Source organism: Phytohabitans maris, from assembly GCF_031085175.1.
GTDB lineage: Bacteria > Actinomycetota > Actinomycetes > Mycobacteriales > Micromonosporaceae > Phytohabitans > Phytohabitans maris.
This window is the reverse complement of sequence record NZ_JAVHUY010000022.1, coordinates 43,080-55,455: the sequence shown is the minus strand read 5'-3', so window position 1 is coordinate 55,455 and position 12,376 is coordinate 43,080. Positions and strand designations below refer to the sequence as shown.

13 protein-coding genes are annotated in these 12,376 nt (G+C 70.2%); 6 read left to right on the top strand and 7 right to left on the bottom strand.

The annotated features are described in order from the left end of the window. Positions 1-2: 2 nt before the first annotated feature. From RB614_RS23305 to RB614_RS23290, 4 genes are read right to left on the bottom strand one after another with little or no spacing between them, the layout of a single operon-like run. Positions 3-1,160, bottom strand: a complete 1,158-nt coding sequence (locus tag RB614_RS23305) for an acyl-CoA dehydrogenase family protein (protein WP_308714728.1) — start codon at positions 1,158-1,160, stop codon at positions 3-5. Then, positions 1,153-2,022: an SDR family oxidoreductase gene (locus RB614_RS23300; RefSeq protein WP_308714727.1), complete on the bottom strand. Its 870-nt coding sequence runs from the start codon at positions 2,020-2,022 to the stop codon at positions 1,153-1,155. Before RB614_RS23300 ends, RB614_RS23305 begins: the two co-directional genes overlap by 8 nt. Further along, a complete protein-coding gene (locus tag RB614_RS23295) occupies positions 2,019-4,178 on the bottom strand; it encodes a 3-hydroxyacyl-CoA dehydrogenase NAD-binding domain-containing protein (RefSeq protein ID WP_308714726.1) in 2,160 nt (719 codons plus the stop codon). The genes RB614_RS23300 and RB614_RS23295 overlap by 4 nt, the downstream gene beginning before the upstream one ends. Positions 4,179-4,217: 39 nt before the next feature. Continuing rightward, positions 4,218-5,447: an acetyl-CoA C-acetyltransferase gene (locus tag RB614_RS23290; protein WP_308714725.1), complete on the bottom strand. Its 1,230-nt coding sequence runs from the start codon at positions 5,445-5,447 to the stop codon at positions 4,218-4,220. A 101-nt stretch (positions 5,448-5,548) separates the two neighbouring features. Between RB614_RS23290 and RB614_RS23285 the strand changes: the two genes are divergently transcribed. The 4 genes from RB614_RS23285 (at position 5,549) to RB614_RS23270 (ending at position 8,282) form a co-directional block, all read left to right on the top strand. Continuing rightward, a complete protein-coding gene (locus RB614_RS23285) occupies positions 5,549-6,718 on the top strand; it encodes a TetR/AcrR family transcriptional regulator (RefSeq protein ID WP_308714724.1) in 1,170 nt (389 codons plus the stop codon). Positions 6,719-6,807: 89 nt separating this feature from the next. Then, complete coding sequence (locus RB614_RS23280) at positions 6,808-7,098, top strand: hypothetical protein (RefSeq protein ID WP_308714723.1); 291 nt, start codon at positions 6,808-6,810, stop codon at positions 7,096-7,098. 123 nt (positions 7,099-7,221) lie between these two features. After that, positions 7,222-7,620 carry a hypothetical protein gene (locus RB614_RS23275; RefSeq protein ID WP_308714722.1) on the top strand — a complete coding sequence of 133 codons (399 nt, stop codon included), beginning with the start codon at positions 7,222-7,224 and terminating at the stop codon, positions 7,618-7,620. A 47-nt stretch (positions 7,621-7,667) separates the two neighbouring features. Further along, positions 7,668-8,282 carry a hypothetical protein gene (locus RB614_RS23270; RefSeq protein WP_308714721.1) on the top strand — a complete coding sequence of 205 codons (615 nt, stop codon included), beginning with the start codon at positions 7,668-7,670 and terminating at the stop codon, positions 8,280-8,282. Positions 8,283-8,303: 21 nt separating this feature from the next. On the opposite strand, the gene RB614_RS23265 is transcribed toward RB614_RS23270, so the two are convergent. Then, positions 8,304-8,951 carry a TetR/AcrR family transcriptional regulator gene (locus RB614_RS23265; protein ID WP_308714720.1) on the bottom strand — a complete coding sequence of 216 codons (648 nt, stop codon included), beginning with the start codon at positions 8,949-8,951 and terminating at the stop codon, positions 8,304-8,306. Positions 8,952-9,140: 189 nt separating this feature from the next. Between RB614_RS23265 and RB614_RS23260 the strand changes: the two genes are divergently transcribed. After that, a complete protein-coding gene (locus RB614_RS23260) occupies positions 9,141-9,311 on the top strand; it encodes a hypothetical protein (RefSeq protein ID WP_308714719.1) in 171 nt (56 codons plus the stop codon). Positions 9,312-10,215: 904 nt separating this feature from the next. On the opposite strand, the gene RB614_RS23255 is transcribed toward RB614_RS23260, so the two are convergent. After that, complete coding sequence (locus RB614_RS23255) at positions 10,216-11,073, bottom strand: pirin family protein (RefSeq protein ID WP_308714718.1); 858 nt, start codon at positions 11,071-11,073, stop codon at positions 10,216-10,218. 120 nt (positions 11,074-11,193) lie between these two features. On the opposite strand from RB614_RS23255, the gene RB614_RS23250 reads away from it, so the two are divergent. Continuing rightward, a complete protein-coding gene (locus RB614_RS23250; protein WP_308714717.1) occupies positions 11,194-11,538 on the top strand; it encodes a winged helix-turn-helix transcriptional regulator in 345 nt (114 codons plus the stop codon). A 51-nt stretch (positions 11,539-11,589) separates the two neighbouring features. On the opposite strand, the gene RB614_RS23245 is transcribed toward RB614_RS23250, so the two are convergent. Then, complete coding sequence (locus RB614_RS23245; RefSeq protein ID WP_308714716.1) at positions 11,590-12,348, bottom strand: HTD2 family dehydratase; 759 nt, start codon at positions 12,346-12,348, stop codon at positions 11,590-11,592. Positions 12,349-12,376: the final 28 nt, after the last annotated feature.

Here is a 12,376-nt window from a genome sequence, read left to right as displayed (position 1 = left end):
GCTCACAGCCCGAGGTCCCGGCCGATGATCTCTTTCATGATCTCCGTGGTGCCGCCGTAGATCGTCTGGACGCGGGCATCCGCGAAGGCGCGGCACACGGCGTACTCCCGCATGTAGCCGTAGCCACCGTGCAGCTGCAGGCACCGGTCGGCCACCCGGACCTGGAGCTCCGAGCACCAGTACTTCGCCTTGGCCGCCCGTACCGGCGACAGCTCCCCCCGGCTGTGCAGGGCCACGCAGTGGTCGACGAAGACCCGGGCGATGTCGACCTCGGAGTGCAGCTCGGCGAGGAGGAACCGGTTGTGCTGGAAGCCGCCGATCGGTTGCCCGAACGCCTGCCGTTGCCCGACGTACTCCATCGTCCGGGCCAGGATCCCCTCCGCGGCCGACACCGCGGTGACCGCCAGCGACAGCCGCTCCTGGGGGAGGTTGCGCATGAGGTGGAAGAACCCCTCGCCCTCCTCGCCCAGGCGGTTCTCCACCGGCACGCGTACGTCGGTGAAGTGCAGCTCGCTGGTGTCCTGACCGTGCATGCCGAGCTTGTCCAGGTTGCGGCCGCGCTCGAACCCCGCCATGCCGCGCTCCACGACCAGCAGGCTCAGCCCCCGGTGCCGGTCGGCCGACGTCCGGGCCACGACCACGACGAGATCGGCGTTCTGGCCGTTGGAGATGAACGTCTTCGACCCGTTGAGGACGTAGTGGTCGCCGTCGCGGACCGCCTTCGTCGCGATGCCGGACAGGTCGCTGCCGGCGCCCGGCTCCGTCATGGCGATGGCGCCGACGAGCGAGCCCGCGGTGAGGCCGGGCAGCCAGCGCCGCTTCTGGTCGTCGTCGCTCAGATCGAGCAGGTACGGACCGACCACGTCGTTCTGCAACGCGATGGAGAGCCCGGCCGAGGCGTACCCGGAGCGGCCGAACTCCTCGTCGACGATCGCGCTGAACCGCCAGTCGTCGACGCCGGCCCCGCCGTACGCCTCGGGCGTCGCGTGCATGAGCAGCCCGGCGTCGCCGGCCCGGACGAAGAGCTCCCGGTCGACGATCCCGCGCCGCTCCCACTCCTCGTCGTGCGGCGCCACCTCGGCCTGGATGAACGACCGGACCGTCGACCGGAACCGCTCGTGGTCCTCCTCGTAGACGGTCCGCGGGGCCTTGTCAGTCACCGTCGCCTCCGGGGTCCGTCACTTCACCGCCGGGCAGGAACAGGTCGATCCGCAGCCGCGACTGCGACGCCTCGCCGTACCGGTAGGGCGAAAGGTCCGTCACCCCGGCGGAGGCCAGGACGTCGTCGTCGACGAAGCACTGCCCGGTGCCCTCCTGGACCGGCCGGGACAGGATCGCGTGCGCGGCATCGGCCATGATCTCCGGCTTGCGCGACACGGCCATCGCGGCTTCGCCACCGACGATGTTCTGCACCGCGGCGGTCGCGATCGTCGTCCGCGGCCACAGGCAGTTCGCGGCCAGCGGCACGGGGTGGCGCTGGGCGGCGAGCCCCAGCGTGAGCAGGGTCATCGCGTACTTGCTCACCGTGTACGGCGCGTGCGCGCCCAGCCAGTACGGGTCGAGGTTGATCGGTGGCGAGAGGGTCAGCACGTGCGGGTTGTCCGACCGGTACAGGTGCGGCAGGGCGGCGCTCGTCATGAGGAAGGTGCCCCGGGCGTTGATCTCCAACATCAGGTCGTAGCGCTTGGCCGGCAGCTGTCCGATCGGCGCCAGCGTGATCGCCGAGGCGTTGTTGACGAGGATGTCGATGCCGCCGAAGGCCGCCACGGTCTGCTCGACCGCGCGCGTCACGTCCGCTTCCCGCCGTACGTCCCCGACGACCCCGAGCCCGCGCCCGCCCGCGGCCTCGATCTCCTCGACGGCGGTGTGGACGGTGCCGGGCAGCCGCGGGTCGGGCTTGTCGGTCTTCGCCAGCAGGGCCACGTTGGCGCCGTCCCGAGCCGCGCGGCGGGCGATCGCCAGGCCGATCCCCCGGCTCCCGCCCGACATGAGTACCGTCCGGCCGGCGAGCGGCGCGCTCATCGGTACAGCTCCCCCGTCTCGGCCCTGGCGACCAGGGACGGCGGTGGGGTGAACCGCTCGCCGTACCTGCCCGCCAGCTCGCGGGCCCGGGCGACGAAACCGGACAGGCCGCCCTCGTACTGGTTCACGTACTGCAGGACGCCGCCGGTCCACACCGGGAAGCCGATGCCCAGGATCGAGCCGACGTTGGCGTCCGCGACCGACCGGAGGACGCCGGAGTCGAGGCAGCGGATGGCGTCCAGCGCCTCGGCGAACAGCATCCGCTCCTGCATGTCGACCAGTGGGATGTCGGTGTTCCGCCCGCCGAAGGCGTCTCGCAGCCCGGGCCAGAGCCCCGCCTTACGCCCGTCCTGGTACTGGTAGAACCCGGCCCCGCTGGAGCGCCCCGGGCGCCCGAGCTCGTCCACCATCCGGTCGAGCACGCCCCACGCCGGGTGGATGGGCGGCTCGGCCCCCGATGCCCGCTGGCCCGCCCGCGTCTGCTCCCGGATCGTCCTGGCCAGGGTGAGGGTCAGCTCGTCCACGAGGGCCAGCGCGCCCACCGGGTACCCGGCCTGCGTGGCGGCCTGCTCCACGGAGGCGGCGGGCACGCCCTCGCCGACGAGGGCAAGCGCCTCGTTGACGAACTCGAGGATGACCCGGCTCGTGAAGAAGCCGCGGCTGTCGTTGACGACGATCGGTGTCTTCCCGATCTGCCGGGCGATGTCGACCGCCTTGGCGAGCGTCTCGTCGCTGGTCTTCTCCCCGACCACGATTTCGAGCAGCCGCATCCGGTCGACCGGCGAGAAGAAGTGCAGCCCGATGAAGTCGGCGGGGTCGCGGACGGCGTCGGCCAGGTCGGTGATGGGCAGGGTCGAGGTGTTCGACGCCACGACGGCGCCGGCCGCGAGGTAGGGCAGCACCTCGGCGATGGCGCGCTTCTTGAGCTCGGGATCCTCGAACACCGCCTCGACGACGAGATCCGCGCCGCGCGCGTCCCCGATGTCGACGGTCGGCCTGATCCGGCCGAGGACGGCGGCACGCTGCTCGGGCGTCGTACGGCCGGCCGCGACCGCCTTGTCCAGCAGGCGCTCGCTGTAGCCCTTGCCCCGCGTCGCCGCCTCGATGCTCACGTCCTTGAGGACGACGTCGAGGCCGGCCTTGGCGCTGACGTACGCGATGCCGGCGCCCATCATCCCGGCGCCGAGCACCACGACCTTGCCGGCGGAGTGCGGCGGGTATCCGGCGGGCCGGCTCGCCCCCTTCTTGATCGCCTGCGGGTCGAAGAACATCCCCTGGATGATGTTCGCGGAGACCTGGCCGCAGATGAGGTCGGCGCAGTACCGCGACTCGACGACCTGCGCGCTGTCGAAGTCGACCTGGGCGCCTTCGACAGCGGCCGACAGCAGGCTCTCGGCCGCCTGGTTGGGCCCGCCCTGCGCCTTCTTGCGCAGCAGGGCCGGCATGGTCGGCAGTGTCGCCCACAGCGCCGGGGAGGACGGCGTCCCGCCAGGGAGGCGGTAGCCGGGACGGTCCCACGGCTGCCGGGCGTCCGGGTTGCCGGTGATCCAGCGCCGGGCGCTGGCGAGCATCGCTTCGCGATCGGCGGCCAGTTCGTCCACCAGTCCCTGCTCCAGCGCTTCGGCGGCGCTGAACTGCCTGCCGGTCAGGAGAAGCTTTTCGAGCGCGGTCTGGAGGCCAAACATCCGTACCGTCCTGGTGGTGCCGCCGCCGCCCGGCAGCAGGCCAAGCGTCACCTCCGGCAGGCCCACCTTGACCGCCCGGGAGTCGAGCGCGACCCGATGGTGGCAGGCGAGCGCGATCTCGTACCCACCGCCGAGCGCGGCGCCGTTGATGGCCGCGACCACCGGCCGGCCGAGGAGCTCCAGGCGGCGCAGCGCGGCCTTGACGCCGTCGAGCATCGCTCTTGTCCCGGCGTAGTCGTCCCTGGTGGCCCGCATCATGAGACCGAGGTCGCCCCCGGCGAAGAACGTTTCCTTGGCCGAGGTCACGATGACGCCGGCGATCTCGTCACGCCCGGCCTCGATGCGGTCGACCAGGCGCGGGAGCTGCTCGATGAAGCGCTCGCTCATGGTGTTGGCCGACTGGGTCGGGTCGTCCATCGTGACGGTGACGACGCCGCCGGCGTCCTGGTTCCAGCTGAAGATGTCTGTCATCTGTGGGCTTCCTTCCCCGCGTCGACCGCCGCCGACCGGTCAGAGACGCTCGATGAGGGTGGCGACCCCCATGCCGCCGCCGATGCACAGGGTCACGACGGCGCGGCGCCCCTGCCGTCGTTCGAGCTCGTCGAGCATCGTGCCGACGAGCATGGCCCCGGTCGCCCCGAGCGGGTGGCCCATGGCGATGGCGCCGCCGTTGACGTTCACCTTCTCGTCCGGGATCCCGAGCTCCTTGGCGTACTTCAGCGGAACCGCCGCGAAGGCCTCGTTGATCTCGAACAGGTCGATGTCGTCGACGGTGAGGCCCACCCGGTCGAGAAGCTTCCTGGTCGCCGGGATGGGCCCGGTCAGCATGATCGTGGAGTCCGCGCCCGACGTCGCGGTCGCCACGACGCGTCCGCGGGGTGTCAGACCCAGCCGCCGGCCGACGGCCTCGCTGCCGACCAGCACGAGGGCGGCGCCGTCGACGATCCCGGACGAGTTGCCCGCGTGATGGACGTGGTCGATCCGCTCGACCCAGTGGTACCGCTGGAGCGCGACCGCGTCGAACCCGCCCTGCTCCCCCATGGCCGCGAAGGACGGCCGCAGCGCGGCGAGCGACTCCACCGTCGTGTTTGGACGCATGTGCTCGTCGTGGTCGAGCACGGTGATGCCGTTGCGGTCCTTGACCGGCACGACGGACTTCGCGAAGAAGCCGCCGGTCCAGGCCGCCGCCGCGCGCCGCTGGGACCGCACGGCGTACTCGTCGACCGTCTCGCGGCCGAAGCCCTCGACGGTGGCGATGAGGTCCGCGCTGACGCCCTGAGGGATGAAGTGGGTGGTCAGGTTGGTCTCCGGGTCGTTCATCCAGGCTCCGCCGTCGGATCCGAGCGGCAGGCGTGACATCGACTCCACGCCGCCCGCGATCACCAGGTCGTCCCAGCCCGAGCGGACCTTCTGCGCGGCGATGTTGACCGCCTCGAGGCCGGACGCGCAGAAGCGGTTGAGCTGGAGACCGCCCACGGTGTCCGGCAGGCCGGCGACCATGGCGGCCGTGCGGGGCAGCACCGAGCCCTGGTCGCCGACCGGGGAGACGATGCCCAGGATCATGTCGTCGATCGCGGCCGGGTCGAGGCCCGGCTGCCGGGCGCGCAGCTCGTCGATCAGGCCGACGACGAGCGACACGGGCTTGATGGTGTGCAGGGCGCCGTTGCTCTTGCCGCGCCCACGAGGCGTCCGAATGGCGTCGAAGATGAGCGCCTCGGCGGTCGGCACCGAATCCGGCATGTCTTCTCCTCGATCGGGATTGGCTCCGGCGAGCCTACCTTGTGAATATTCACTAGGCAACCCGGTGTAAGCTTTGGGCGGGCATCGAGCGAAGGGGAGTCATGGCGCGACCGAGGACGGCGTTGGCCGCGGCCGAGCGCCGGCGACAGCTGGCCGACCTGGCCGCCGGTCAGTTCCACCGCCGGGGCTTTCACCAGGTCTCCCTCGCCGGCATCGCGTCGTCCGCCGGGCTCACCGCCCCCGCGATCTACCGCCACTTCGAAAACAAGCAGGCGCTCCTGGCCGCATCCATCGACCGTGGACTCGACGTCGTGGCGGCGGCCTGGACCGCGCGGCCAGGCGCCTCCCTGGACGACGCCCTGGCGGAGCTCGCGATCGCCGCCGAGGAACGCCGCGACCTCTGGACGCTGTTGCAGCGCGAGATGCGCCATCTCGACCAGCGCCAGCGTGAGCCGCTCGAGGCACGGTTCAACGCGTTCGCCGCGGACCTGCGGCGACGCGTCCACGATGCCCGCCCGGAGTGCGACGCCGGCCAGGTGGCGGTCCTCTCCACCGCGCTCCTGGCCGTGCTTTCCAGCCCTTCCGTCTATTCGATGCCGGCTCGCTCAGCGGATCGGGCGCGGATCCTCGGCCGTGTCGCCGGCGCGGTCTATCGGGCAGATCTGCCCCACGCCGCTGCCCCGGATCCCGGCCGCCTCGGCGCCACGCCCGGGTCCGCGCAGCAGCAGGGCACCCAGAACGGCCGCCGCGCCGAACTGCTCGACACCGCGATCGCGCTCTTCCACGACCGCGGCTACGCGGCGGTGAGCCTCGATGACATCGGGGCCGCCGTCGGCATGGCCGGCCCCAGCATCTACTACCACTTCCCCACCAAGGGCGACCTTCTCGTCCAGGCGTTCACCCGAGCGACCGAGCAGCTGACCACCGGGAAGCGCGGCAAGCTCGAAGACCTCGCCGCCCAGTACATCGAGCTGGGAGTGCGGGAAAGGCTCGTCTTCGGGGTCTACGTCCTGGAGGCGATCAATCTCCCGCCGGAGGCGGCACGGCGCATCAAGGCGTCGTTGGACGCGCACGTGGCGGAGTGGTGTCGTGCCCTTGCGGCCGAGCGCCCCGAGCTCAGCGACACGGACGGGCTCGTCCTCGTACACGCCGCGCGGGCGGTCGTGCACGACGTCGTCCGGGTGGGCCACCTGCACGAACGGCCCACCATCTCGCAGGAGCTCCGCGAGCTCGTGCACGCGGTGCTCTACACACACTCGCCCTCGCGATGAGCCTTCCCTCATATTGACTACCCTCATATACAGATGAATACTGTCTACATGTGTCCAATCTCCGGTGTCTTCGCCTACCCGGTGTTGCCATGTCCTCGATCTTGATTGCGACTGGGCCCGGATCGAGCGTCGGGTTCGGTGGACTGAGCGGCCTCGCCAACGGCGAGGGTTGCCGGCAGGTCGACGTCACGATCAACGGCACCTACGGCATCGGATACACCATCCCCGCACTGGTCGCCAAGGTAATCAACTTCTTCCTTCGGATCTTCAACGCCAAACCCGTCGAGGCCTCCGGCGGCATACCCAAGCCTCCTCCGACCAAGAACCTGGTCAACCGTTCCAAGACCAAGCCGGCCAACGCGGTGTGCAAGACGTCATGAGGGTCAGCCCACTGAGAGGGAACCGCTATGCGCGTCAGATTCGCCCCTGTGGCGGTTGCTGTGCTGTTTGTCGTAGCGAGCTGTGCGGGTGGCTCGAGTACCACAGCCGGCGGAGCGTCCGATGTGGAGCTTCCAGTCGGTGGCGACCTCAGCACCGCGGTGCCCGCGTGTCCGTTCACGGCCGAGAAGGTCTCCCAGCTCGTCGGCCAGCCCATGGTGGACGAGGAGAACTGCCTCTTCGGCGACGGCAAGGGGATCGCCAGCGTCACGATCACGACGTCATCCCAACTGGCCGGATCGGGCACGTACGACCACAAGCGCGAGTCGGCCGGCAAGAGGTACGGCCATGTCACCGACGTGCACAAGGGCGACAAAGCCTACGTCGCGGTCGGGGACACCGAGGCCGAGGCCGTGATGATCCGCGAAGACGGCAGCTACACGCTCACCCTGTCGAGCTTCAGCTTCGACAAGGCCAAATACGAGCAGACCCTGCACGCGATGCTCGACGGGATCCCGGCCTGACGATCGCCTGTGGGACCAGGCTGCAAGCGCGAAGGGTGACGGAGAGCATGCCAGACCAGGAGCCGCGGCGTCGCAGACGCTTCCGCCCCGGCAAGAGAGTCGTTTACGCGATCACGGCAGTGGCAGGGCTTCTCGTTCTGTGCGTCGCGACGGGGTGGAGCGACGTGGTGCTCAATCCGTGGGCCCGTTCGCTGACCGGCGACCCGCTCCTGATCGGGACCTGGAAGGGCGATCTACGTGCCTCGGACGGCCTCCGCCCGATGGAGCTGCGGTTGGCGAGAGTTCCGCCCAGGACCAGCCGCGGCAGCTGCGGCGGCTGCGAAACCATCGAAGGCACCGCACGGGTGTGCGCACCAGGCCACGCACCAGACGGCTTTGCGATCTCGGGAAAAACCCGGAACTGGAGCGGCACAGCCTTTCACCTCAGCGCGTCCACCGACGAGCGACCACCCGGCACCTACACCCGCCTCGGTGACCTCGAAGGCGAATGGGACGGCCGCGACACGATCCGATTGCGCGCCACGCTCTACATCGTCGTGGTCAACCCGGACGGCAGCACCACCGTCAGCAGCGACACGCAGCCGGCCGATCCGGAGGCGACGCTCGAGCTGCGACGAGCCGAAAGCGACGGTTCACAGACACTCCAATGCCCTCGACCCTGACCCGACACTCCCACCGGATGGTCAGGCGAGGATCGAGTCGCGGACCGTCCGTGTGACGAAAGCCTTGTATTCCTCAGGCGATTTGCCGTCGAGGCGCACGAAGCGCACGTAGCTTTCGACGCTGGTGATGACGCAGCAGGCCTCGACGAGGTCGTCGAAGGGCACGTCGGCGCGCAGCCAGCCACGCTCGGCGACCACCCGCAGGACATACGCGACCTGCCGCCTGATCCCGGCGAGCCGCTCGGCGAGGTGGCCGCGAAGCTCGCTGTCGCCCTGGGCGGCGCCGGTGACCGCGAGCCAGACACCCGCCGCCGACTCGTTCATCGTGAGCATCGCCCCGCCCAGGAACGCCGCGAAACCGTCCGGGTCACCGACCTCGATCATGGCCTTGCCGACATCGGTGGCCACGAGCTCGATGTTGCGTCCTTCGACACCGACGGACGCCACCTCGACCGCAGCCCACATCAGGGCCGCCTTCGGGCCGTGCGTTCGCACCGTCTCGACCGAAACGCCGGCCCGCTTCGCGATCTGCGCGAACGTCGCGGCTTGGTATCCGTGCTCGCTGAACACCTCGCCGGCGGCTTCGACGACCCGCCTGCGGGTCTCGGCCGCCTGGCGCTGCCGAAGCTCGGAACGGTAGGTGCGGGTGCTACTCTCAACCTCTGCCATATTGACTACCATTGCATACAGATGGATACTGTCTCATGGGCTCCAATTCTATCCCATCACGCCGGGGCCGGACCGACGCCGCATCGCCTGGGCCGGTGTCGGACGCCGCCGCACCACTCGCGGGACGCACCGACCGGCCGGGACCGTCGACGAACTGATCGCCGACCACCGACAACTCCGGAGGCTTTCATGACGATCCACCCTCGCCTCGTCGCGGCTGCCTGGATCGCGGCAAGCGCCGGCTGGCTGGCCGCCTCACTGGCCGGCGCCGCCGCCCTTCCCCGCCAACCAACGACCAGCTCGACCACAGCCACCCGCGCCCACCTCGACGAAACCGTCCGCGGCGGTCACCGACACTAGCGAGGCTTCGGAGTCGGGGCGGCCTGGGCCGTCGGCACCTGGAGAGGATCCAACCCCGAATGAGGATTCGGGCTACCGCGATGTCCATTGTGGTCCAGACCGTTGCGCGGGGTCCCCGGGGAAACGTGGAGCGCAGCGGAGCGTTTCTTGGGGTGCGTTCCCGCGGCCTCACCGTTCGCGGTTCACAACCCGCCCGGCCCGCGGCTCGCGGCTGCGGCACCGCCGGGGCGGATGTGTGCGTGCGGGAAGCTCTGGAGCTGCCCCGTCCATGCGTGCGACTCCACGGCTTCCACACACCCGCCGCGCGCTTCGGCACGAGCCTCGCCCGGAGTGGGCTTGCCCCGCGGGGCCGGCAGCGGAGGCCGGGGATCTCGGCGAGCCCCGCGAGCCGCCGGCCGCAGCGGTGCCCGCGGGAGCATGCGGTCCACAGCTGGCGCGGACGCGGGCAAATCCTGTCTGAAGAAACGCCGGGACGCGCCGCCTGCCCACCTCGCTTCCGGCATGCACCGACTTCCGCTTCCCGGCACATGAGCGCTCCGGAACAGCCGGGTCCCTGACCTAGGGTTCGTACTCGCACACTCCCCATGTTGGTCAGTGGTACGGCGTCGGGGTTGGCGTCGTGGCCGGCCCAGACGCGCACCCTCCAGTCGGAGCCGTCCTTGACGCAGTACTGGTCGGCAAGCCAGTCGGCCAGAGTGCCGGCGTCGCGCTCGTCGGTGATGTTCGACCGATGGTAGAGCCGCTCGTCGCCCCAGGTCCGGTCCCGCCCTGACACCATGACCCGATCCTGTCCCCCTGGTCAAACCCCGCCGCAGTCGCCGGCCGTACGTACAGCGGCAGACGGCTGGGACAGGCCGAGCCCGGCCAGCGCCGAGAGCACCGCGTACGAGGGGGCCGCGATCGGTCAGGCTCCGGCGGGCAGGCGGGTGTGCCGCGGGATGCTGCCGAACTTGCCGGAGTGGAAGTCGCGGTAGGCCTGCTCGATCTCGGCCCGGGTGTTCATCACGAACGGGCCGTGGGCGACAACCGACTCGCCGATGGGCCGGCCGGAGAACACGATCAGCTTGGTCTGTTCGTCCGCCTCGCCGGTGGCCAAGGTCAGCGCGGTCGGCGCGCCCTCCCGGGACACCGGATCGGACCAGGCGATCTGCCCGGCACGCACGGTGCGGCCGCCGGCCGTCATCCGGCCCGCGATCACGTACGCGAAAGCGCGTTCGCTCCCGTCGAGCACCTGCCGATACTCGGTCCGTGGGTCGAGCGTGATCACCATGCCCAGGATCGGCCAATGATTGACGGCCGGCCCGCGCACCGCCCCGGTCTGGCCCGAGATCACCTGGACCAGCACACCCGGCTCGGTGTGCACGGCGTGATTGCCGGCCCGCAGGTCTTGATAGCCGGTGGGTACCAGCTTCTTCTCGGACGGAAGGTTGAGCCACAGCTGGATCACATGGGCGTGCTCCGAGCGGGCAGCGACCTCGCGGTGAATGACACCCCGCCCCGCGGTCATCCACTGCACGTCTCCCGGCCCGAGCACGCCGGCGTTGCCCATGCTGTCGCCGTGTTCCAGGGCCCCGTCCAGGATCAGGGTCACGGTCTCCATCCCGCGATGCGGATGCCAGTCGAACCCCGGCCGATTGACCAGCTCCTCTCCCATGAGCAGGAACGGATCGGTCCAGGCGTTGTCGCCCGGGGCGATGATCAGTGCGCTGTGATCGGACATGGCGGTCGGACCGATGTCCACCCTCTCCAGAACCCGGTCCACCCGCCGGGCCACCGGTGCTGTCTGTGCGGTCATGGTGCCCTCTCCTTCGTCGGTCAGAGAAAGCGTCCTGCCCGCCGATCCGCATTGGCAAGGAGCACCAAAGCTACTTACTCTGGAGAAGTGACTAACCCGCCCGGCACCGCTGTCGACGAGGAAAGCTGCCACCGCATCCTGCGGGCCATCGACATCATCGGGGTCCGCTGGGCCGGACCGATCCTGCTCGCCGGCGCCCGCGGCGCCCGCCGGTTCACGGAGTACCGCGCTATGGTCCCCGGCATCTCCGATCCACAGCTGGCGCTGCGACTCAAGCAACTACAGGGCCGCGGGCTCGTCGAACGCACGGTCATTCCCAGCACGCCGGTCCAGATCCGGTACGCCCTGACGCCCGGCGCCGAAGAGCTGATCTCCGCCCTCCAGCCGCTGTCGCACTGGAGCGAACGACACCTCCCACACACCGAAGCATGAGCGCGCGTCGGGCCGGACGCTGCCGCCGAACGGCGATCGTCACCGCTTGGTCTATCCAGCTTGGACATTCCCGTTCGCCGTGATCCGACCGCTGAGGTCGCGGACGGAGACCTCGCGGCTCGAGCCGGCCTGGGTGCTCCGCGTCACCAGGCCTTGGTGGTCGAACAAAGGTGCGACCAGGCGGTAGTCGATCGCCGTGGCGACCACACCCGTTCGCCGCACGCATTCCGCCATGGCCAGCGCCTGTAGCGGGCCGTGGGTCACCAGCCCTGGATAGCCTTCGATGTCTCGGGCGTAGTCGCGGTCGTAGTGGATGCGGTGCGCGTTGTAGGTCAGCGCCGAGAACCGGAACAGCAGCGTCGGGTCCACGGGCAGCGACCACTCACCTGGTTCGAGCGGCACCGGCGTGACCGCATCGGCTTCGGCGCGCGAGCCGGCGGCGACGGCAGCGCGGTACACGATGTCCTGCTCCTCGACGACTTTCACGGCGCCGCCCTGGACGATGGTGTGGCGCACGACGACGAATGTCAGCGGACCCGTCCGTCCTTCCTTCTCGGTCAGTGACACGACCTCGGTGCGGCGCGTCGCGGCACGACCCACGACCAGCGGGCCGTGCCGCATGACTCGGCCACCGGCCGCCATCCGGCGCCGCCCCGGCGCGGGCGGAGCGGGAACCACGCCCCGGACCGGATGACCGTCAGCTCCGAGGTCGACCTGATGCGGCCGTTCCAGCAGGTAGACCCAGTGCCACAGCAGGGGCAGCCCGTCGGTCTCCAGATCCGGCACGTCGACGCCGAAGAGTCGGGCCAACGCGACGGCGGGCTCCGGCTGGAGTACC